At 49.7% G+C, this 19,374-nt stretch carries 17 protein-coding genes and 2 pseudogenes; 9 read left to right on the forward strand and 10 right to left on the reverse strand.

Annotation, left to right across the window (positions count from 1 at the left end; genetic code table 11):
- Nucleotides 1-155: 155 nt before the first annotated feature.
- The 8 genes and pseudogenes from FCN78_RS06410 to hutC form a co-directional block, all read right to left on the reverse strand.
- Complete coding sequence (locus tag FCN78_RS06410; protein ID WP_069362368.1) at nucleotides 156-359, reverse strand: CPXCG motif-containing cysteine-rich protein; 204 nt, start codon at nucleotides 357-359, stop codon at nucleotides 156-158.
- A 157-nt stretch (nucleotides 360-516) separates the two neighbouring features.
- Nucleotides 517-1,185, reverse strand: a complete 669-nt coding sequence (gene hxpB, locus FCN78_RS06415) for a hexitol phosphatase HxpB (RefSeq protein ID WP_077658617.1) — start codon at nucleotides 1,183-1,185, stop codon at nucleotides 517-519.
- A 35-nt stretch (nucleotides 1,186-1,220) separates the two neighbouring features.
- Nucleotides 1,221-2,109 (reverse strand): annotated as a pseudogene (locus FCN78_RS06420) (fructosamine kinase family protein).
- Nucleotides 2,110-2,267: 158 nt separating this feature from the next.
- Nucleotides 2,268-3,812, reverse strand: a complete 1,545-nt coding sequence (gene hutH / locus FCN78_RS06425) for a histidine ammonia-lyase (RefSeq protein ID WP_077459456.1) — start codon at nucleotides 3,810-3,812, stop codon at nucleotides 2,268-2,270.
- 10 nt (nucleotides 3,813-3,822) lie between these two features.
- Complete coding sequence (gene hutU, locus FCN78_RS06430; RefSeq protein ID WP_077459457.1) at nucleotides 3,823-5,511, reverse strand: urocanate hydratase; 1,689 nt, start codon at nucleotides 5,509-5,511, stop codon at nucleotides 3,823-3,825.
- A gap of 2 nt (nucleotides 5,512-5,513) precedes the next feature.
- Entirely contained in the window at nucleotides 5,514-6,524 is a 1,011-nt protein-coding gene (gene hutG, locus FCN78_RS06435) for a formimidoylglutamase (protein ID WP_077658618.1), read from the reverse strand.
- The gene (gene hutI, locus FCN78_RS06440; protein ID WP_077658619.1) at nucleotides 6,524-7,744 is read right to left on the reverse strand and encodes an imidazolonepropionase; all 1,221 of its coding nucleotides are present in this window, start codon (nucleotides 7,742-7,744) and stop codon (nucleotides 6,524-6,526) included. The genes hutG and hutI overlap by 1 nt, the downstream gene beginning before the upstream one ends.
- A 293-nt stretch (nucleotides 7,745-8,037) precedes the next feature.
- Entirely contained in the window at nucleotides 8,038-8,742 is a 705-nt protein-coding gene (hutC, locus tag FCN78_RS06445; protein WP_046073262.1) for a histidine utilization repressor, read from the reverse strand.
- A gap of 253 nt (nucleotides 8,743-8,995) precedes the next feature.
- Between hutC and thrS the strand changes: the two genes are divergently transcribed.
- From thrS to FCN78_RS06485, 8 genes and pseudogenes are all read left to right on the forward strand, one after another.
- Entirely contained in the window at nucleotides 8,996-10,924 is a 1,929-nt protein-coding gene (gene thrS, locus FCN78_RS06450) for a threonine--tRNA ligase (protein WP_077658620.1), read from the forward strand.
- Between the two features lie 3 nt (nucleotides 10,925-10,927).
- Nucleotides 10,928-11,473 carry a translation initiation factor IF-3 gene (gene infC, locus FCN78_RS06455; RefSeq protein ID WP_077459463.1) on the forward strand — a complete coding sequence of 182 codons (546 nt, stop codon included), beginning with the start codon at nucleotides 10,928-10,930 and terminating at the stop codon, nucleotides 11,471-11,473.
- A gap of 96 nt (nucleotides 11,474-11,569) precedes the next feature.
- Complete coding sequence (rpmI, locus tag FCN78_RS06460) at nucleotides 11,570-11,764, forward strand: 50S ribosomal protein L35 (RefSeq protein ID WP_025673304.1); 195 nt, start codon at nucleotides 11,570-11,572, stop codon at nucleotides 11,762-11,764.
- A gap of 36 nt (nucleotides 11,765-11,800) precedes the next feature.
- Complete coding sequence (gene rplT, locus FCN78_RS06465) at nucleotides 11,801-12,154, forward strand: 50S ribosomal protein L20 (protein ID WP_025673305.1); 354 nt, start codon at nucleotides 11,801-11,803, stop codon at nucleotides 12,152-12,154.
- Between the two features lie 376 nt (nucleotides 12,155-12,530).
- Nucleotides 12,531-13,043: pseudogene (locus FCN78_RS06470) on the forward strand (class I SAM-dependent methyltransferase); the annotation flags it as partial.
- A gap of 61 nt (nucleotides 13,044-13,104) precedes the next feature.
- Nucleotides 13,105-14,052: a phosphotransferase gene (locus FCN78_RS06475; RefSeq protein ID WP_077658622.1), complete on the forward strand. Its 948-nt coding sequence runs from the start codon at nucleotides 13,105-13,107 to the stop codon at nucleotides 14,050-14,052.
- On the forward strand, nucleotides 14,049-14,339 hold the full coding sequence (locus FCN78_RS06480; protein ID WP_077658623.1) for a hypothetical protein: 291 nt from the start codon (nucleotides 14,049-14,051) through the stop codon (nucleotides 14,337-14,339). Before FCN78_RS06475 ends, FCN78_RS06480 begins: the two co-directional genes overlap by 4 nt.
- Nucleotides 14,336-15,139, forward strand: a complete 804-nt coding sequence (locus FCN78_RS06485) for a PhzF family phenazine biosynthesis protein (RefSeq protein WP_077658624.1) — start codon at nucleotides 14,336-14,338, stop codon at nucleotides 15,137-15,139. Before FCN78_RS06480 ends, FCN78_RS06485 begins: the two co-directional genes overlap by 4 nt.
- Nucleotides 15,140-15,199: 60 nt before the next feature.
- On the opposite strand, the gene FCN78_RS06490 is transcribed toward FCN78_RS06485, so the two are convergent.
- Together FCN78_RS06490 and FCN78_RS06495 are read right to left on the reverse strand one after the other, a co-directional pair.
- Complete coding sequence (locus FCN78_RS06490) at nucleotides 15,200-16,588, reverse strand: peptide MFS transporter (RefSeq protein WP_077658625.1); 1,389 nt, start codon at nucleotides 16,586-16,588, stop codon at nucleotides 15,200-15,202.
- Nucleotides 16,589-16,910: 322 nt separating this feature from the next.
- Nucleotides 16,911-17,939 carry a lipoate--protein ligase gene (locus FCN78_RS06495; protein ID WP_077658626.1) on the reverse strand — a complete coding sequence of 343 codons (1,029 nt, stop codon included), beginning with the start codon at nucleotides 17,937-17,939 and terminating at the stop codon, nucleotides 16,911-16,913.
- Nucleotides 17,940-18,382: 443 nt separating this feature from the next.
- On the opposite strand from FCN78_RS06495, the gene pheS reads away from it, so the two are divergent.
- The gene (gene pheS, locus FCN78_RS06500) at nucleotides 18,383-19,366 is read left to right on the forward strand and encodes a phenylalanine--tRNA ligase subunit alpha (RefSeq protein ID WP_069362382.1); all 984 of its coding nucleotides are present in this window, start codon (nucleotides 18,383-18,385) and stop codon (nucleotides 19,364-19,366) included.
- Nucleotides 19,367-19,374: the final 8 nt, after the last annotated feature.

Raw genomic sequence — 19,374 nt, forward strand, 5'->3', positions numbered from 1 at the left:
CTCAACATGTTTAAGTGAAAGGAAGGGAGGAATCGATTGCGCGCAATTATACGTGCGAGTGGAAGAGAAAGGAAAGCGAAAGCACTATCAATTTCGCACCTGCGACGATGCAATGATTTTAAGATAGCGAGTGGCGGTGGCTGCGAGCCTAACGACTAGAAAATTTGCTCATCGTCTGCATCAATAAACAGATTAATGGTTCGATGAGATTCATCAATCTGCATATCGTAATGAATGGCATTGCAACAGTTTGGGCAATCTTCATAAAACTCTTGGTTACCACCACTCAGATCCAATGTGATATCAAAGCGATGGCCACAGTGCGGGCAATTAACGATCCGGTCAGTCATATCGTCCATGGTTACACACCTCTTTTCGGTTCTCTGTACTTAAGGTCAGTATAGATGAGGATGGTAAGGGGATAAACGTAGGGAAGAATATGATCGATAAACTGGGCTTTGCGTCGCGACAAATGGCATATCACCTGAATGCCGGTGAATGCCATTTATGCTGCTATTACGACGTCGACGGCGAGAGCGATTCGAGATTATCTGCGCTAAATGCGCGAAGGCTCGCAAGCTTTTGGTCGGCAATCACGAAACGGGGATCTTCCCACTCGTGAGCGGCGGGCACAACAATGGTTTTCATTGAGGCCGCCTTGGCGGCAAGTAGGCCGGTAAATGAGTCTTCAAAGGCAACACAGTGCTCGGGATCCACATCCAAGGCGTTGGCGGCGTTAAGATAAACCTCTGGATGAGGCTTGCCGTATTTAAGCGCGCCCGCTGACTCGACAATGGCAAATTGCTCACTGAGTCCTAACGCATCGAGAGTTGGATGAATAAGCGTAAGGGGCGATGACGAGGCTAAACCCACTTTAAGTCCGGCTTGATGGCAAATTGCTATCGCGTCTTTAACGCCCGGCATCATCGGTTTTTCGTCTTTCACTAACGCCACCACACGGTCGACGATCCGCGCTTGTACGTCGGCATTGGAGGGACCCTGCCAAGGCTGAGTGCGTGCGTAGTATTTGACTATCTCGTCAATTCGAACGCCTGTGGTATCACGTGTGTCTTGCAAACTGATGGAAACACCCAGCTCGCTCAATACGTCAATTTGTGCACGTTGCCAAAACGGCTCTGAGTCAACCAACAGGCCGTCCATATCAAATATTGCGGCAGATAACATTGCCAACCTCATTCTCAGTTTGTGTGCTCCGCATCCTACACCGTGAGTGTGAGTTTTGTCAGCAATTGTTCTGCTTGCGTGAGGTATGGCCCGCCGAATAAGTTGACGTGGTTAAGCACATGATAAAGGTTATAAATATCTTTTCGTTGTTGATAGCCCTCATCTAACGGCCACTCGGCTTGATAGCCGTTGTAAAAGCTTTGCGGGAAACCGCCAAAGAGCTCTGTCATGGCGATATCGGCCTCACGGTCGCCCCAATAACAAGCCGGGTCAAACACCACAGGGCCGTTGACCGACAGCCCCATGTTGCCCGACCAAAGATCCCCATGCAGTAACGAGGGCTTAGGCGTGTGGCCGACAAGTTGGGCTTTAACATTTTCGGTAATGGTATCGATGTCGCCAAAATGCAGCGAGCGCTCAGCCGCCAATTGCAATTGCCAACCAATGCGTTGTTCAGCAAAAAAACGACACCATTTGCGGTGCCAACAGTTTCTCTGCTCCGTGGTGCCAATGTAATTATCATCATCAAAGCCGTATTCTGCTTGTTCCCCCCAACGATGATGGCGCGCTAAGTGTTGCCCCAGCAAATACGCTTGCGTATCGTCTATCGGTTTGATGGGCAGATAGTTGAGCACTAAGACAGCGTTATCTTTCACGGGACCAACAAAATACACCTGAGGCACACGAATATGGCCGCTCATCGCGAGTTGACGTAACCCTTCTGCTTCGGCTTCAAAGGCGGGGAGTAGGGCACGCTCGTTCACCTTGACGAAAATCGTTCACCTTGACGAAAAAACGTTGATCGCCGCCATCGCTAATGCAATAGGCATCATGGATGTCGCCACCACTGAGAGCGTGTTTTTCGGTGATCTCAAAATCAATCCCGAGTTGATCGGATAGGTGTACAGACAGGGCATGCCACATAAGCGACTCCGTTACATCGAGGTAAAGGGGGAAGTAACAGTAACTGGTTATATAGTAGCCTAGGATGTCGCCTAATATCTGTGGATATGACAACAGTTTGAATAAAAAACGGCTCATAAAGAGCCGTTTAACTGTCGGTTTGGTGTTTATTGCCACGGTTAAGAGACGGTAGACAAGCTCGGCAAGAGGCTATTTGGCATTAAGCGATTATAGGTGCCGGTTTTAAGCAGTGCATTAGCCTTTTCGATATCGGGGGCAAAGTAGCGGTCTTTATCATAAAACGGCACCACGCCACGCAATTCCGCTTTGGCTTGCTCCAAGCGCTCAGAACTTTTATGAGGGGCACGAAAGTCAATGCCTTGACTGGCTGAGAGCAGTTCAACGGCCAAAATACCGCGTGTGTTGCTGCTCATATCATGTAGGCGGCGAGCAGCAAAGGTCGCCATAGAGACATGATCCTCTTGGTTTGCAGAGGTAGGCAGGCTGTCAATCGAGGCGGGGTGGGCCAGGGTTTTGTTTTCACTGGCCAACGCCGCAGCAGTGACCTGTGCGATCATAAACCCAGAGTTAACCCCCCCATTGTTCACCAAAAAGGCAGGGAGTTTACTGAGGTTAGTGTCGATGAGCAGTGCCATCCGACGTTCCGACAAGCTGCCAATCTCTGCAATCGCTAATGCGAGGTTGTCTGCAGCCATGGCAACGGGCTCGGCGTGGAAGTTGCCCCCAGAAATGATGTCGCCATCTTCTGGGAACACCAGTGGGTTATCGGATACCGCATTGGCTTCCGTAATGAGCACGTCGGCGGCTTGGCGAATTTGCTGCAAGCAAGCGCCCATCACCTGTGGTTGGCAGCGCAGTGAGTAAGGGTCTTGAACCTTTTCGCAGTTTTGGTGGCTATCGCCAATTTCACTGGACTCATTCAATAGGTGGCGATAGGCGGCAGCGGCATCCATTTGGGTTTGGTGGCCGCGTACGGCGTGAATGCGTGGATCGAAGGGGCGGCGGCTGCCGAGGGCTGCTTCCACTGATAATGCACCACAAACCGTGGCGGCGGCGTACAGATCTTCGGCCTCGAACAGGCCTTCGAGGGCAAAGGCCGTAGACGCCTGAGTACCATTAAGTAGCGCCAGACCTTCTTTTGGCCCCAGTGTAATAGGCGATAACCCAGCGATTTTTAACGCGGCTTCACCAGAAATCACTTCGCCTTTATAACGCGCTTGGCCTTCTCCCAATAGTACCGTGCTCATATGCGCGAGAGGCGCAAGGTCGCCTGAAGCGCCCACGGAGCCTTTTTTGGGGATGCAGGGATACACCTCGCGGTTGACCAACTCTGCCAGCGCTTTGACGACCTCAAAGCGGATCCCGGAATAGCCACGCGCCAAGCTCGCAATTTTGAGCACCATCATCAGGCGCACGGTGGCATCGTCCATAAACTCACCAATGCCCGCTGCGTGAGACAGCACAATCGAGCGTTGGAGTGTTTCCAGATCGTCCAGCTCAATGCGGGTATTGGCCAATAAGCCAAAGCCCGTATTGATGCCGTAGACCACCCGTCCTTGCTCAAGGACGTTGGTGACAGTGTCGGTGCTGGTTTTCATAGTGGCTTCAATGCCGTCAGCAAACGCCAGTTGCACGGGCTCTCGGCTGACTTGTCGTAGTTGGTCTAGGGTGAGCTCACCAGGTTGTAGCGTTAATGTGTACATCTTGCTCTCCTTAGCGCAGCGGTTGGTTAGGTAAGTCCAACAGCGGCAGATCGAGTTGTTCTTCTTTGGCGCAATCAATGGCAATATCGTACCCGGCATCGGCGTGGCGCATGACGCCGGTCGCGGGATCGTTGCGCAGCACGCGTGCCACACGTTGGTGTGCATCGTCGGTACCGTCACACACTATGACAACGCCAGAGTGTTGTGAAAAGCCCATACCAACACCGCCACCATGGTGCAAAGATACCCAGGTGGCCCCTGATGCTGTGTTTAGCATCGCGTTGAGCAATGGCCAATCTGACACCGCATCTGAGCCATCAAGCATGCCTTCGGTTTCACGGTTCGGGCTCGCCACTGAGCCTGAGTCTAAGTGGTCACGGCCAATCACCACGGGCGCTTTGAGTTCGCCATTTTTCACCATTTCGTTAAAGGCAAGGGCGAGGCGGGCACGGTCTTTGACACCCACCCAGCAAATACGAGCCGGTAAACCTTGGAACTGAATGCGCTCTTTGGCCATATCAAGCCAGTTGTGCAGGTGTGGGTCGTCCGGGATCAGCTCTTTGACTTTCTGATCGGTTTTATAGATATCTTCCGGATCGCCTGACAGGGCCGCCCAGCGGAACGGGCCAATTCCTTGGCAGAATAACGGACGAATGTAGGCAGGGACAAACCCTGGGAAATCAAAGGCATTGTCAACTCCTACCTCGAGCGCCATTTGGCGAATGTTATTGCCATAATCCAAGGTTGCTGCGCCGCGCGTTTGCAAATCAAGCATCGCTTTTACTTGTACGGCCATTGACGCTTTCGCCGCTTTCACAACCTCTGCTTCGTTTTCTTTGCGCTGAGCAGCGGCTTGCTCCATGGTCCAACCTTGCGGTAAGTAACCATTGAGAGGGTCGTGGGCTGAGGTTTGGTCGGTGACCACATCGGGGGTGATATTGCGCTTCACCAGCTCAGGGAAAACATCAGCCGCATTGGCCAGTAACCCAATGGAAACGGGCTTGCCAGCTTGATTGGCTTGCTCAATCATCTCCAGGGCTTCGTCAAGCGAGGTAGCTTTGCGATCGACATAGCCAGTGCGCAAGCGATAATCGATACGGCTTTCATCACACTCAACCGCAATCATTGAAAAGCCAGCCATGGTGGCTGCCAGTGGCTGTGCGCCACCCATGCCACCCAGACCACCGGTCAAGATCCAACGCCCCTTGGCTTCACCATCGAAATGCTTCTTAGCGACGGCAACAAAGGTTTCGTAAGTGCCTTGAACAATGCCCTGTGAGCCGATATAAATCCAGCTCCCCGCGGTCATTTGGCCATACATCATTAACCCTTGCTTATCGAGCTCATTGAAATGTTCCCAGTTTGCCCAGTGCGGCACCAAGTTTGAGTTGGCAATAAGCACACGGGGTGCATCTTTGTGGGTCGGGAATACCCCGACAGGCTTACCGGATTGCACCAACAAGGTTTGGTCGTCATCAAGACGTTTAAGCACCTCGACAATTTTATCGAAACATTGCCAGTTGCGTGCGGCCCGTCCAATTCCCCCGTAGACAACTAAGCCATTAGGGTGTTCGGCCACGTCTGGATGTAGGTTATTCATTAGCATGCGAAGGGGGGCTTCGGTTAGCCAGCTTTTTGTATTTAGCTCTGGTCCGGTTGGGGCTTTAACCGTGCGTGAATCAAAACGTGGATCCGTCATGGTTACTCTCCTTGTGAATCAATGTGGTGCGACGTCGCGTGTAGCATGGTCCAAGCCATGCGAGCCGCTAATCGACTGGTTTGCTGGTCGCGGTCGTAGTTGGGATTAACTTCAGTGATGTCGAACACGGGGACACGAACACCTTGTCGGTCGGCTTCACCAAAAATAAACTGAATCAGTGGTTCAATGACCTGTACTGGCACGCCGATTGTCCCTGGCGCGCTCACACCCGGCGCGGCACTAGCGGGAAAAACATCCATATCAAGCGTGAGGTATAAGTAATCACACCCTTGGATAAATTCGCTTAATTTCGCCTTCAGCGCGGGGATAGCCGCCACATGCATCTCAGTATCGTCTTCTACCCAGCATCCAAGTTGATCGGCTTTATCAAATAGTGCCTGGGTGTTGCTGGTTTGGCTTACGCCTAAGCAGGCGTAGTGAAATGGCCAGCCTTTTTGCTGACAAAGCTGGGCGATCTGCGCGAAGGGTGTGCCTGAGCTGCCGGCTTCGCTGATCCCTTGTGGCGTACGCAAGTCAAAGTGCGCATCAAAATTAATGATGCCAATCTTGGGTGCCTTCTGGGATGAGACATGACGTGACAAGTAGCCGGATAAACCTTGAAAACTGGCCCACGCGGTTTCATGTCCGCCCCCCAGCACCAGAACATTATGCTGTGATAGTGTTTGGTGAATGTGTTGACTTAGCCCTTGCTGTGCAAGAACGAGGTCGGTGTCATCACAGACGATATTGCCACCATCATAGAGGGCAGGGGCGTTGTGCCAGGCAAAGTTCGCTAATGCCTGCCGAATGGTATCCGGTGCCAGTGCCGCACCTTGACGACCTTTGTTGCGGGCGACACCTTCATCGCAAGCAAAACCGTAGATCACTACGCCGCCTTGTTCACAAGAAGACGTGTACGAGGTCACCGTTTGGTGCAAGCGTCGTCCGCGCTCGCCGTCCTCTGGGTCAACACGCCCTTGCCACAGCGTCATATCAGCCGGTAAGTGTTTCATCAGCGGCTCCCCTGGTTGTCATACCATGTTCCGCCAACGATGCGCCCAGCCAGTGGCGCAGTGCCCACCATGTAACTAAGCTCAGCCGGGGATTGGCAATGCCAAACCGCCAAATCCGCATCAAATCCGACAGCGATTTGCCCTTTGTTGTCTAGCCCCATGGCTTGTGCAGCATGGCGGGTGACACCGTAGAGGTTCTCTTTAGGCGTCAATTTAAAAAAGGTTGAGGCCATGTTCATCATCAGGGTTAACGAGGCAAAGGGTGACGTTCCTGGGTTAAAGTCCGTCGCGAGTGCCATGGGTACTTGGTTGTCACGCAATGCTTGAATCGGAGGGAGTTGAGTTTCACGGAGAAAGTAAAACGCACCAGGAAGCAAGGTCGCAACTGTGCCGCACTCTGCCAAAAGCTGAGCGTCGGCTTCTGATAAGTATTCAATATGATCCACCGACAAGGCGCCTGCTTTTGCGGCTGCCACACTGCCACCGAGATCGCTGAGCTGTTCGGTGTGCGCTTTAATCTTTAATCCATGCGCATTGGCTGCGGCATAGACTTTTTCTGCTTGGTCGACGCTAAAGGCTATTTTTTCACAAAAGACGTCTACGGCGTCAGCCAGTTGCTGTTCTGCCGCGGCGGGGATCACCGAGTGACAAATATAATCAATATAATGGTCGGCATCGTGTTGATACTCAGGCGGTAATGCATGCGCCGCTAACAAAGTCGTTGAGATCTTGATAGGCAAGTGCTGTTCAATGGCTCTTGCTACACGCAGCATTTTGAGCTCGTCTTCGAGGGTAAGCCCATAGCCTGATTTGACTTCGATTGTTGTGACACCGTCACGCATTAACGCCTCTGCCCGAGGGAGAGCAAGCGCCAGTAATGTCTCTTCGCTGGCCGCACGGGTAGCATTCACGGTCGATAAAATCCCCCCACCTTGTTTTGCAATGGTTTGATAGGGCACACCGTTGAGGCGCTGCTCGAATTCACCGGCGCGGTTACCTGCAAACACGAGGTGGGTATGACTGTCGATCAGTCCCGGGGTGACGAGACACCCTTTTAACGACTGCGTAGGCCAATCGAGCTGCTTGGCTTGCTGTCCTACCGCAACAATTTTGCCGTTCTCGACGGCGATCGCTGTATTGGGTTGGCACTGGTAGCCAGTACTGTCACGAATATCGCTCGCCATACTGACCACATTTGCGTCGGTAAATACCTTCTTCATGGCGAATACCTTACTGCTTTATAAATGTCTATACAAATGTATAGACAAATAAGGGCGCGAGCACAAGAGGGGTTGTAAAGGTTTTGTGATCGGCTCGATCGTTTTTCGGCGAGAAGCGAGACGTTTAACGTAGAAGGGGAGGATGAGCCTTAATCATAAAGGCCCACTTTAAAGTCTGAACCCGTTCATCATAGCGGCCGGATTGACGCGGCCGGATTGACGCAATTGTTGTAAACCTTGATTTAGCGCTGAGAGGTATTCATCCAACAAGCATCGCCTAACGAGACGCTAGGCTATCTGTCTGTACGTGATGTTAGCTTATAACGTGAACCAGGATGGTAGAGTAATGCGGCGCTGACCAGCGTTTGCTGACTCCAGGTGCGGCGGTGGAGTAAAAGGCAGGGCTCATCAGACTTCATCGCCAATGCCTCTTTGACTGCTGCTGATGGATTAATCGCTTCGACACTATGCTCAATGGTGTTAACCGGGCATACTGAAGACAAGTACTCATTGGGGGTGGTCTGGTTGAAGTCTTGTTCCAGATAGGCAGGCGCAAGCGCCGGGTTCACCCAGCGCTGCTCGAGCTGGAGCGGTATCTCATCACCGTAGTGGACAATTTCGCTGTAGTAGACGTCGGTGCCTAACATCACACCCAAGCGCATTGCCACATCAACGGGCGCAGAGAGGCGTTTCAATGCATGGATGACGCTGTGATAGTGCTGACCGCGTGCAGTGACTTCATCGGCAATATTGCGAATGTCCATCAACGGTGATTCCGCTTTGGGTTCAGTAACAAACGTGCCTAGCCGCGGCGTGCGTTCAAGTAACCCATCAGTCACCAAGTCACGAACCGCCTTATTGACCGTCATCCGGCTAACATTGAATAGGTCGCACAGTTCGTACTCGGTGGGGATACGCGTACCAACCGGCCAAACCCGTGTCTCAATTTTTTCTTCAATATAGGCTTTGATTTGTTGATAACGGGGCGCATTGGCCATACGGTTTCCTTGTCAAAATTGTGTATACAAATCAGGGTTAATGAAGTTTCATGTAAAATCAAGTGAATGATAGAAAACTTGATTGTTTATCACGCTGATTCTCGCGTAGAAATTATTATTGGGATGACTTGCATCACAAATGCGGGATCTTCATAATCGTCATTCTACTCGCACTGTGCGGTTACTTACTAATCGCCAAAATACACTTCATGTGCCACTTGGTGTGTGGCACCACTGAGAAGGATTGTTATCAATGCCTCTAATTACTCTCCCTGACGGCAGTCAGCGTTCTTTTGACCACCCTGTTTCGACTTATGATGTTGCCAACGATATTGGCCCAGGCCTTGCCAAAGCCTGCATTGCCGGCCGTGTAAATGGTGAGCGTGTTGACGCGTGTGATCTTATCGAGCACGACGCGCAACTGGAAATCATTACCGCGAAAGATGAAGACGGGTTAGAAATCATTCGCCACTCTTGTGCGCACCTTTTAGGTCATGCGATTAAGCAGCTTTTCCCTGACACTAAGATGGCGATTGGTCCAACCATCGACAACGGTTTCTACTACGACATAGACATGGATCGCTCGCTCACCCAGGATGACCTGGACGCCATTGAAAAGCGTATGAAAGAGTTGGCGAAAACCAAATATCAGGTCGTGAAGAAAAACGTCAGCTGGCAAGAGGCGCGCGACACGTTTGAAGCGCGTGGTGAATCATACAAGATGGAAATCTTGGATGAGAATGTATCACGTGACGACCGTCCGGGCTTGTACCACCACGAAGAATACGTTGATATGTGTCGTGGCCCACACGTGCCAAACATGAGCTTTTGTCAGAACTTCAAAGTCCTGAATGTGGCGGGTGCTTACTGGCGTGGCAATAGCGACAACAAAATGTTGCAGCGAATCTATGGCACGGCGTTTGCGGATAAAAAGCAACTTAAAGCGCACTTAGTGCGTCTCGAAGAAGCCGCGAAGCGCGATCACCGTAAGCTGGGTAAGCAACTTGACCTGTACCATATGCAGCAAGAAGCACCTGGGATGGTATTTTGGCACCATAACGGCTGGACTATTTTCCGTGAACTTGAGCAGTTTATCCGCGACAAGTTGACTGAGTATGATTACCAGGAGGTCAAAGGGCCGCTGATCATGGATCGCGTGCTTTGGGAGCGCTCGGGCCACTGGGATAAGTATGCGGACTACATGTTCACGACGAATTCTGAGAACCGTGAATACGCCCTTAAGCCGATGAACTGCCCCGGTCATGTTCAGATCTTTAACCAAGGTCTGAAGTCTTACCGTGACCTACCGTTGCGTATGGCGGAATTTGGTAGCTGCCACCGTAATGAGCCCTCTGGTGCGCTGCATGGCTTGATGCGTGTTCGTGGCTTTACTCAAGACGATGCGCATATCTTCTGTACCCCAGAACAGGTACAAGAAGAAGTCAGCGCGTGTATCGAGATAGTCTATGAGACGTATCAGACTTTTGGCTTTAACAACATTGAAGTCAAGCTGTCGACACGTCCTGAAACACGTGTCGGCTCTGACGAGATGTGGGATAAAGCCGAGCAAGCCTTGAATGAAGCCCTAACGGCAATGGATATTCCATTTGAAATTCAAGAGGGTGAAGGTGCATTCTACGGACCTAAGATTGAGTTTACGCTACATGATTGTCTCGATCGCGCTTGGCAGTGTGGTACAGTACAACTTGATTTCGCGTTGCCCGAGCGCTTAAGCGCGACCTATGTAGGGGAAGACAACGAACGCCATACGCCGGTTATGATTCACCGCGCTATTTTGGGCTCGTTGGAACGTTTCATCGGGATTCTTATCGAAGAATACGCGGGACACTTCCCAGCGTGGTTATCACCACAACAAGCGGTTGTGATGAATATCACGGATAAACAAGCAGGTTACGCGCAAGAGATTGCGAAAAAACTGCAAAAAGCTGGATTTAGAGCCTCTGCGGACTTGAGAAACGAGAAGATTGGCTTTAAAATCCGCGAACACACTTTGAAGCGTGTTCCGTATATGTTGGTTTGTGGTGACCAGGAAATGGAAGCTGGCGAAGTCGCAATACGGACCCGTAAAGGTAAAGATTTGGGTAAAATTAAGATTGATGACTTCTTAGCGCAGTTGCAGCAAGAAGTGCAAGATCGAACACTCAATATTGTGGAGGAATAAGGTATTAAAGGCGCAAGAAAAGCCCCGGCAAAGAAAAACGCTCATCGTCTAAACAACGAAATTCGTGGTGTTAAGGAAGTCCGTCTGACTGACGCCGACGGTGAACAAGTGGGGATTGTCCCATTTGACGAAGCACTCGCCAAAGCAGAAGAGGCGACTCTTGACTTGGTAGAGATCAGTCCGAACGCTGAGCCGCCGGTTTGTCGTATCATGGATTACGGCAAATTCCTTTACGAGAAGAGTAAAGCTGCGAAAGAGCAGAAGAAAAAACAAAAGACTATTCAGGTTAAGGAAGTTAAATTCCGTCCTGGCACAGATGTAGGCGACTATCAGGTAAAACTACGCAACCTGGTTCGCTTCATTGAAGAGGGCAACAAGGTCAAGGTCACTATCCGATTCCGCGGTCGCGAAATGGCGCACCAAAGCATCGGTGTTGACGTGCTGAACCGCTTGAAAGAAGACACTGCTGAAATTGCTTCAGTAGAAAGCTTCCCTTCACGCATCGAAGGCCGTCAGATGATCATGGTTCTGGCCCCAAAGAAGAAGTAATTCTGGCTTCCAAGTAACAAGCGGCTGCGCCTGCTGGGTGCAGCCGCTTTGTTCGCCAAATTGCTATGTTATTAACACAATGCGGAGTTATTCATCATGTCTAAGATGAAATCCAACAAAGGTGCTGCTAAGCGTTTCAAAAAAACGGCTGGTGGCTTCAAGTACAAGCGTGCAACCAAGCGTCATATCTTGACTAAACGTACTACTAAGAACAAGCGTCAGCTTCGTCCAAATGCGGTTCTTCCTGCGTGTGAAAACGCGCAAGTTGCTCGCATGCTGCCATACGCATAAGTTTTTAGTTTTATTATTTAGTTTAGGAGAGAGACAATGGCTCGCGTAAAACGTGGTGTACAAGCTCGTGCACGTCACAAGAGTGTAATGAAGCAAGCGAAAGGTTACTATGGTGCGCGTTCACGCGTATACCGCGTAGCTTTTCAGGCGGTAACGAAAGCAGGTCAATATGCTTACCGTGACCGTCGCAACAAGAAACGCCAATTCCGTCAACTGTGGATCGCACGTATCAACGCTGCGGCTCGCCAAAACGGTATGTCATACAGCCGTCTGATTAACGGTCTTAAAAAGGCATCGATCGAAATCGATCGTAAGATCCTTGCCGATATCGCGGTATATGACAAAGCAGCATTCTCTGTGCTGGTAGAAAAAGCGAAAGCTTCACTGTAATTTTTACAGTAAAGAATTGCTGAGAAAGGAGAGCTTCGGCTCTCCTTTTTTGTTATTTGTTGGTGTCTAGATAATTGCACTTTGTGCATATGAAAGTGAGTGGTGCATTATACCATTTAACTAAAATATCGTGTTATATTGCTTACATAATAAGATGCATAATGCCTTCGCACTTTAAGCAGGCACAGTGTCACTGATGCTTTGTTGAGCTATTAAATCTTCATCTGCCTCCGGCCTTAGTTAGAAGGATAATAGCATGATAACTGTAAATAAGTGGGAAGCATTTTCTGATAGCTTCGAGCAGAGAAATACCTACGTTGTTGGGCAGGCCATTATAGACACAGTCAAATAGAGGCTTGCTGGATTACAGAACCTCGGGGTAGTACTTGAGCTTGGTTGTGGAAATGGTACGTATACGAGCAGCCTTCTCCATAATGCTACATCGATCCTAGCGACTGATTTATCAGAGAAAATGGTCGAAACCACAAAGCAGCGTTTTCAAGGTCATGCAAATGTCCACGCAGATGTCGCTAATTGTACGCAGTTACCATATTCAGATGATCAGTTTGATACAGTCTTGATGGCTAACCTTTTGCACATCATTCCCTGTCGACATGCAGCATTACTTGAAGCAAAGCGAGTATTAAAACCTGGTGGCCGATTGATTGTGATGAGTATGACTCAATACAGTATGGGGTTCTTCCAGCAGTTTGGGCTCATATATCGTTATATCAAAATGTACGGTAGCAAGCCTGCCGGTGCGATTAAGCTCACCCCTAAAAGAACACAGCATTATCTTGATGCGGCGATGTTTGAGGATGTTCAAATCGAAGTTCTAGGAAATGGAGTAAAAGCGTTGTATGCAGAAGCAGTGAAAGCGCGCCGTTAACAACAGGTTCTTGGCGCTAGGGGGGCCACTCATCAATACTAAAGATTTACATAGACTGTTAATGCATTGGCCTTACATCGGTCAGTGCTCGTCTATTGAAGAAATCGAATGCGGGGCAGTGAATGTTACGTACAAGGTCCATGCTAGACACACTTACTTTTTACGCGGTTATCAAACGTTAACGGACGCGCAAATCTTACAGTCTCATCAGATTCAGCGCTCGCTAGCAACCCAGCTGCCATTTGTGATTGCCCCTTGCTTCACGGAAAAAGCGCTAACGTTGATCAAATTTAATGGTGCATCTTACGCTTTGTACTCTGCTGCTCATGGAAAATCCGTGAGCAAACTCTCGTCAGTTCAGGCTCAATCGGCGGGTTTTGCTCTCGCACTAGTGCATAGCGCGCTAGTTCAGCATGATGGTAGCGCCTTTCCAACTATTACCCTTAGTTGGGAAAAAGAGGTTTGGTTACGCAAACTAGAAACGATCATTAAACAAATTCGTCAAGCACCTACCAGTGATGACAGCTACTGGGCAATGCGGCGTGCTGAACAACAGCAAGAGTACTTAGCGAATAACAACAGTGAGCACCAATATAAGATAGTCACTCAGCGTCAGCTAATCCACGGCGACTACCATCAGGCTAACCTCTTTTTCGATAGGCATAATGCAGTGTCAGGGCTGATTGATTGGGATTTATTGCAGAATATGCCACGTGCCTATGATGTGATTCGGGCATGTGCATATATGTTTCAAATGGATCCTCTGCTATCAAGTGCCTTTATTAGTGGCTATACGTCGCAATTACCACTGACTGCCGAGGAGCTAATAGATGATGGAGCCAGAGCTTGGGGTATGTATGCGGATCACCATATTTGGCCGCTAGAGCAGGTGTACTTACATAATAATGTTGCTGCAAAGCGCTTTTTTCCTAATCAAGATTTTCTGCCTTTTTCTCAGCAGTGGTGTCGCGTCGCTTACCACCTAAAAAACGATAAGGATATACGATGAACCAATACGTCTTTTTTTGTCAGCCTAACAATTGTGACCAGTTTACTTACTTGATCAAGGAATCCCCCAACTACCTAGCCGAAAAAGAAGCATTGTTAGAGCAGGGGTTGATCATCGAAGGAGATGTGATTGTTGCTGATTGTGCGGAGACTGCGATTGAAAAATTCCGCCAGATTAATCTCAATGCAATCGAGGATTACATTCAGCACGATCCTACCGTTGGCTTTACGACTTTTATCGTGGAAATCTATCATTCGCTGCGTCGCCGGCTTGGAATGAAATCATGATTGTTGATATTTATCAGGTTGATGCCTTTAGCGCGTCATTGTTTCAAGGAAACCCGGCAGGGGTGTGTATCTCGACGTCCATGTTGGATGAAGCAACTATGTTATCCATTGCCGAGGAAATGACTGTCTCTGAAACGGCGTTTCTTGCCTTAGATACCATGTCCTTACGCTGGTTTACACCGAGAGTAGAAGTCGCACTCTGCGGTCATGGCACGCTTGCAACAGCACATATTTTAGCTGAGCGCGGTGATGTTAACATGGGTGACAATGTCACTTTTTATACCCAGTCTGGACCGCTTGAGGTGACGATACAACGCGAGGGGATCGCGATGGCATTTCCTGTTCCAGAGCTGGTAGAGGTAACGCCAAATCCATTGCGGCTAGAAGGTTTAGGTATACATGGCTCTGTTATCCGCGCGAGTTATTGCTTTGGCGAAAAAGAGCTATTGGTGGTTAATACTGAAGACGATGTAAAAGCGCTGTCTCCTGATTTTGCTGCGCTAACTACGCAGCCTGGACGTGGCGTGGTGGTGACTGCAGCAAGCTCTGATAACACGGTCGATATTGTCTCTCGCTACTTCGCCCCTTGGGTAGGGGTGAATGAAGATCCCGTGACGGGTTCGGCGCATTGCGCGCTGGCAGCGTATTGGTCACAAGCATTGAGTAAAAAGCAGCTTATCGGTTATCAAGTGTCCGCGCGCGGTGGGCATATCAAGATGACGCTTACCAACGAGCATGTGTTGCTACAAGGCCAAGCAGTGACCGTATTTGGCGGAAAGTTAGATTTAAGTAAGACCTAGCAAAAATCAGCGCAACCAAAAAAGAGGCCAAACGGCCTCTTTTTCAGTGGTGAAGTGGGGTTACGCCACTTGTACTTGTTGTTGTTCGATGTCTTCACTGGGTGTGGCACCAGACTCAGCACCGTGCATCCAACGAATCAGCGTGCCGGATAGCGCGAGTAAGATCACACCGGAAATCGCAGCGGTTGCCGCGATACCACCGAAGATCGCCAAGGCGCCATAATCACCGACATGTGAGCCAATGATGCCCGCCACATAGTTGGCAATCGCGTTGAAGCCAAACCAGGCGCCCATCATTAGAGAGGCCAAACGCAGTGGTGCGAGTTTGGTGACCAGCGATAATCCAATTGGAGAGAGGCAAAGTTCGCCTAACGTGTGGAAGAAGAACGCGCCCACTAGCCAAAACATCGACGTCTTCACTGCGGTGTCGCCGCCTTGCTCTAACACGGCCCCGATCATGCACAAAAAGCCAAGCGCCAGCATAAATAACGCCATGGCAAATTTGACCGGTGAGCTAGGCTCTTTAGAACCCAGGCGCACCCACAATGATGCCGCTATAGGGGCACAAACAATGATGAAGAAAGGGTTGAGTGACTGGAACCAAGCCGCTGGGATTTCAAACCCACCCACCATGCGATCCGTGTACTCCTGGGTGTAAATATTCATCAACCCGCCAGCTTGTTCAAAGCCAGCCCAGAAAATGATCACGAACAAACCCATCAATAAGATGACTTTAAGGCGATCGATTTCTTGCTTAGTCAGTGGGGCATTGGTCTTGGAGTGATTGGCGTCTCGCGCTTGCTGTGCGGCTGGGACTCGGCCTATTTCACCTAACCAAGAATTGGCCATGGTTAGCTGGATCAGCAAGCTGAACACCATACCCACACCGGCGGCAAAGAAGCCATATTGCCAGCCGTAAGCGCTGGTCACAGAGCCAGAGACGAAGCCTGCTAACAATGAGCCAATGTTGATGCCCATATAAAAGATGGTAAACGCACCATCACGACGATGATCGCCTTCATCATAAAGGTCACCGACCATCGTCGAAATGTTGGGTTTTAACAGGCCACAACCGGTGATGAGCAACGCGAGACCGGCGTATAGCGTATGAACAATGTCTAAACCGTATTGTTGAGCAGGGAAAGCTAAGGTGAATTGTCCAATTGCCATCAGTGCACCACCGACAACGACAGCGCGACGTTGGCCAATAAAGTTATCGGCAATCCAGCCACCAATCAGTGGCGTGATATAGACGAGGCCAGTGTAGTAGCCATAAAGTTCGAGTGCGTCTTTGGTTGACCAGCCTAAACCACCGTTAATGGTTTGATCGGTCAAGTAAAGGACGAGGATGGCACGCATGGCGTAGTAGGAAAAGCGCTCCCAAAGCTCAGTGCCAAAAAGTAAGAACAGTCCCCGAGGGTGACCAAGTATTGTTTTTTGGTTTTCCATAACTATCTAATTATTCGTTGAATGATTGTTGGGTCTGCATGGGGCTAGCCGGGTGCAGGGTGTTGGCCTTAACGCCTTTGTAAAATGGCCTCCTGTATTTTGTAACAAAATATGTAAAACTAGCGTAATGGTTTTTTACCAAAATTAAAAACTATTATTCAAGTCGCTTGCGCGTGGATAATAATATTCCATCTGTTATTTGTGGGATATATAACCAAAGTAGACCTGCCACCTATAGTGACGTGACAGGCGTTAACGTCTTTGCGTGGGATCAAAGGAGAGGGGATTATGTGATAGAGGTCACTTTAGAGGTGTTCAGCGATCAGGCGATGGCTTGACGTAACCACAGGGCTATATCTTCGTACATAACTTGGTGACTTTGATCGGCATCAGCCCAGCTCATCACAAACTGGTAAAGTTTTTCTGGATGGTAGGCTTGTCCGATCAATTGATTGGCCAGGGTTTCTAGCGGTCCTGGCGTTAAACTGTCAGTGAATAACTGGCAATCGATGATTTCTCCATTTTTCACATCCAAATGCAGCTCAACCCCTCCCCATTCAAAACGCACATCAAAGGTATGCATGAACTGCGGGCTGTTACCGAAATTCCATGCCCAACTGCACTGTTTTTCATAAATAGCGTCAAACCCTTCGACATCGGGCTTGGCGTTGGGGGAAATATACTCAACCTCAGTGGTATGGCCGTAATGGCGGAAAAAGGCGGTTTTAATTGCGTCACACACGCGTTGGTGATCAATGTCTGGGACAAAGTCAGCGATATTGGCCACGCGCGCACGCACAGATGAAATCCCCTTAGCTTGTAGTTTTTTAGGATCAGGGTTGAGGTAGTCACCCAGTCGCGACAAGTTGGCATTAATCAAGAGCGTACCGTGGTGAAAGCCGCGATCTTTGGCCTCTTTGTAGGCAGAGCCCGATACTTTTCTTGGGCCTTCGGGCGTGTCCATGGTGAGATCATTTCGGCCACTGGCTGAGGCACTGATCCCGAGCGTTTTCAGCGCATCAAGGACGATTTGGGTGGACACTGACTTATCATAGCCCGGCTTACCTGCCATAAAGGTAAAATTGGTGTTGCCCAAGTCATGAAATACCGCGCCTCCACCGCTTTGGCGTCTCGCCAACACCACAGCATCTTGCTCCATTTTGCGCGTATTACACTCGCGCCATGGGTTTTGGCCGCGTCCAATGACCACCGTATTGTCATTACGCCAGAGGAACAGGACGTTCTGCTGTGCCGACATGGTACGAAATATGGTGTCTTCCACGGCCAGATTGAACCAAGGGTGAGTGGACGTCGAAACAAACACACGTAAAGGGCGACTGGTGTCTTGCATACTGGCTCCAAGTATTCGGTAAACAAATTATTCGGCAAACGCGAGCGCGGACCAACTGGGTTGTTGCCACACAAGCTCGTTCGGCAATCAATATAGACGCTAGAATATCAAACAATGCTTAGCGAGTTATTCAATCAGCGCTAACAGGCTCGATTTTTACCGCATTAACGCGCTGAATGACCAATCTGCCATCAAAATGACGCCACACGTGACCGGATGGCGAGGAAAAATAGCGTAAATGCTGTTTAGCGTTTGGCATTAGTCGTGGCATTAATTAGTATGTAAGGTCAATTTATTACCTGTTCTCTCAGTCAATTGGCATTGAGGCGTATTATTGAGACGACTCTGTCAGTTTGCTCAGACAATGGGTGAAACCATGATGTCAGCAGGTATTGTCACGCACCTACCTGATTTGGACTGCCCAACGGGTCGACGAGGAAACAATGCAACAATTAGAAGAAATTCTTGCGAATGCAACCAGTGCGGTGGCCGATGCCGCCTCTGTGGCTGCATTGGATGAAGTCCGGGTTAAATTCCTAGGAAAGAAAGGCGAGCTAACCGCACAATTACAGGCGTTGGGCAAACTGCCACCGGAAGAGCGCCGCGAAGCGGGTCAAACGATTAACCAAGCCAAGCAAACCGTACAACAAGCGATTGCTGAGCGTAAAAACGCACTTGAGCGCGCCGAGTTGGAAGCGAAGCTTGCCGCAGAAACCATTGACGTAAGCTTGCCGGGCCGTCGTATTGAAAACGGTGGTATTCACCCCGTGACGCGTACCATTGAACGTATTGAGCAATTTTTCGGTGAGTTGGGTTTCTCTGTTGCGTCCGGGCCAGAGATTGAAGATGGTTTTCATAACTTTGATGCGCTGAATATCGCCCCTGATCATCCTGCGCGTACCGACCACGATACTTTCTTCTTTAACCCTGATTTGATGTTGCGTACGCACACCTCTGGCGTGCAGATCCGTACCATGGAAGCGGGTAAACCTCCATTCCGTATTATTGCCCCCGGTCGCGTTTATCGTAATGACTACGACCAAACGCATACCCCGATGTTCCACCAAGTGGAAGGGTTATTGGTCGATAAAGACATCACCTTTGCTGATCTCAAAGGGATCCTCAATGACTTCTTACGCAACTTTTTCGAGGAAGATCTAGAAGTGCGTTTCCGTCCCTCTTACTTCCCATTCACTGAGCCTTCTGCCGAAGTTGATGTGCGCCGCAAAGGCGGAAAATGGCTGGAGATCTTAGGCTGCGGCATGGTTCACCCGAATGTACTACGTGCGGTGAATATCGATCCAGAGGAATATCAAGGCTTTGCCTTTGGTATTGGCGTAGAGCGCCTGACTATGTTGCGTTATGGCGTGAATGATCTCCGTGCGTTCTTTGAGAACGATCTGCGCTTTTTGAAACAATTTAAGTAATCAGTGGG

This window comes from Salinivibrio kushneri (assembly GCF_005280275.1).
GTDB lineage: Bacteria > Pseudomonadota > Gammaproteobacteria > Enterobacterales > Vibrionaceae > Salinivibrio > Salinivibrio kushneri.

Excerpts from the sequence above, each read along its gene's own strand:
- FCN78_RS06410 (WP_069362368.1), bottom strand. The coding sequence starts at position 359 with ATGGACGATATGACTGACCGGATCGTTAATTGCCCGCACTGTGGCCAT.
- hxpB (WP_077658617.1), bottom strand. The coding sequence starts at position 1,185 with ATGTTATCTGCCGCAATATTTGATATGGACGGCCTGTTGGTTGACTCA.
- hutH (WP_077459456.1), bottom strand. The coding sequence starts at position 3,812 with ATGTACACATTAACGCTACAACCTGGTGAGCTCACCCTAGACCAACTA.
- hutU (WP_077459457.1), bottom strand. The coding sequence starts at position 5,511 with ATGACGGATCCACGTTTTGATTCACGCACGGTTAAAGCCCCAACCGGA.
- hutG (WP_077658618.1), bottom strand. The coding sequence starts at position 6,524 with ATGAAACACTTACCGGCTGATATGACGCTGTGGCAAGGGCGTGTTGAC.
- hutI (WP_077658619.1), bottom strand. The coding sequence starts at position 7,744 with ATGAAGAAGGTATTTACCGACGCAAATGTGGTCAGTATGGCGAGCGAT.
- hutC (WP_046073262.1), bottom strand. The coding sequence starts at position 8,742 with ATGGCCAATGCGCCCCGTTATCAACAAATCAAAGCCTATATTGAAGAA.
- thrS (WP_077658620.1), top strand. The coding sequence starts at position 8,996 with ATGCCTCTAATTACTCTCCCTGACGGCAGTCAGCGTTCTTTTGACCAC.
- rpmI (WP_025673304.1), top strand. The coding sequence starts at position 11,570 with ATGTCTAAGATGAAATCCAACAAAGGTGCTGCTAAGCGTTTCAAAAAA.
- rplT (WP_025673305.1), top strand. The coding sequence starts at position 11,801 with ATGGCTCGCGTAAAACGTGGTGTACAAGCTCGTGCACGTCACAAGAGT.
- FCN78_RS06475 (WP_077658622.1), top strand. The coding sequence starts at position 13,105 with ATGCATTGGCCTTACATCGGTCAGTGCTCGTCTATTGAAGAAATCGAA.
- FCN78_RS06480 (WP_077658623.1), top strand. The coding sequence starts at position 14,049 with ATGAACCAATACGTCTTTTTTTGTCAGCCTAACAATTGTGACCAGTTT.
- FCN78_RS06485 (WP_077658624.1), top strand. The coding sequence starts at position 14,336 with ATGATTGTTGATATTTATCAGGTTGATGCCTTTAGCGCGTCATTGTTT.
- FCN78_RS06490 (WP_077658625.1), bottom strand. The coding sequence starts at position 16,588 with ATGGAAAACCAAAAAACAATACTTGGTCACCCTCGGGGACTGTTCTTA.
- FCN78_RS06495 (WP_077658626.1), bottom strand. The coding sequence starts at position 17,939 with ATGCAAGACACCAGTCGCCCTTTACGTGTGTTTGTTTCGACGTCCACT.
- pheS (WP_069362382.1), top strand. The coding sequence starts at position 18,383 with ATGCAACAATTAGAAGAAATTCTTGCGAATGCAACCAGTGCGGTGGCC.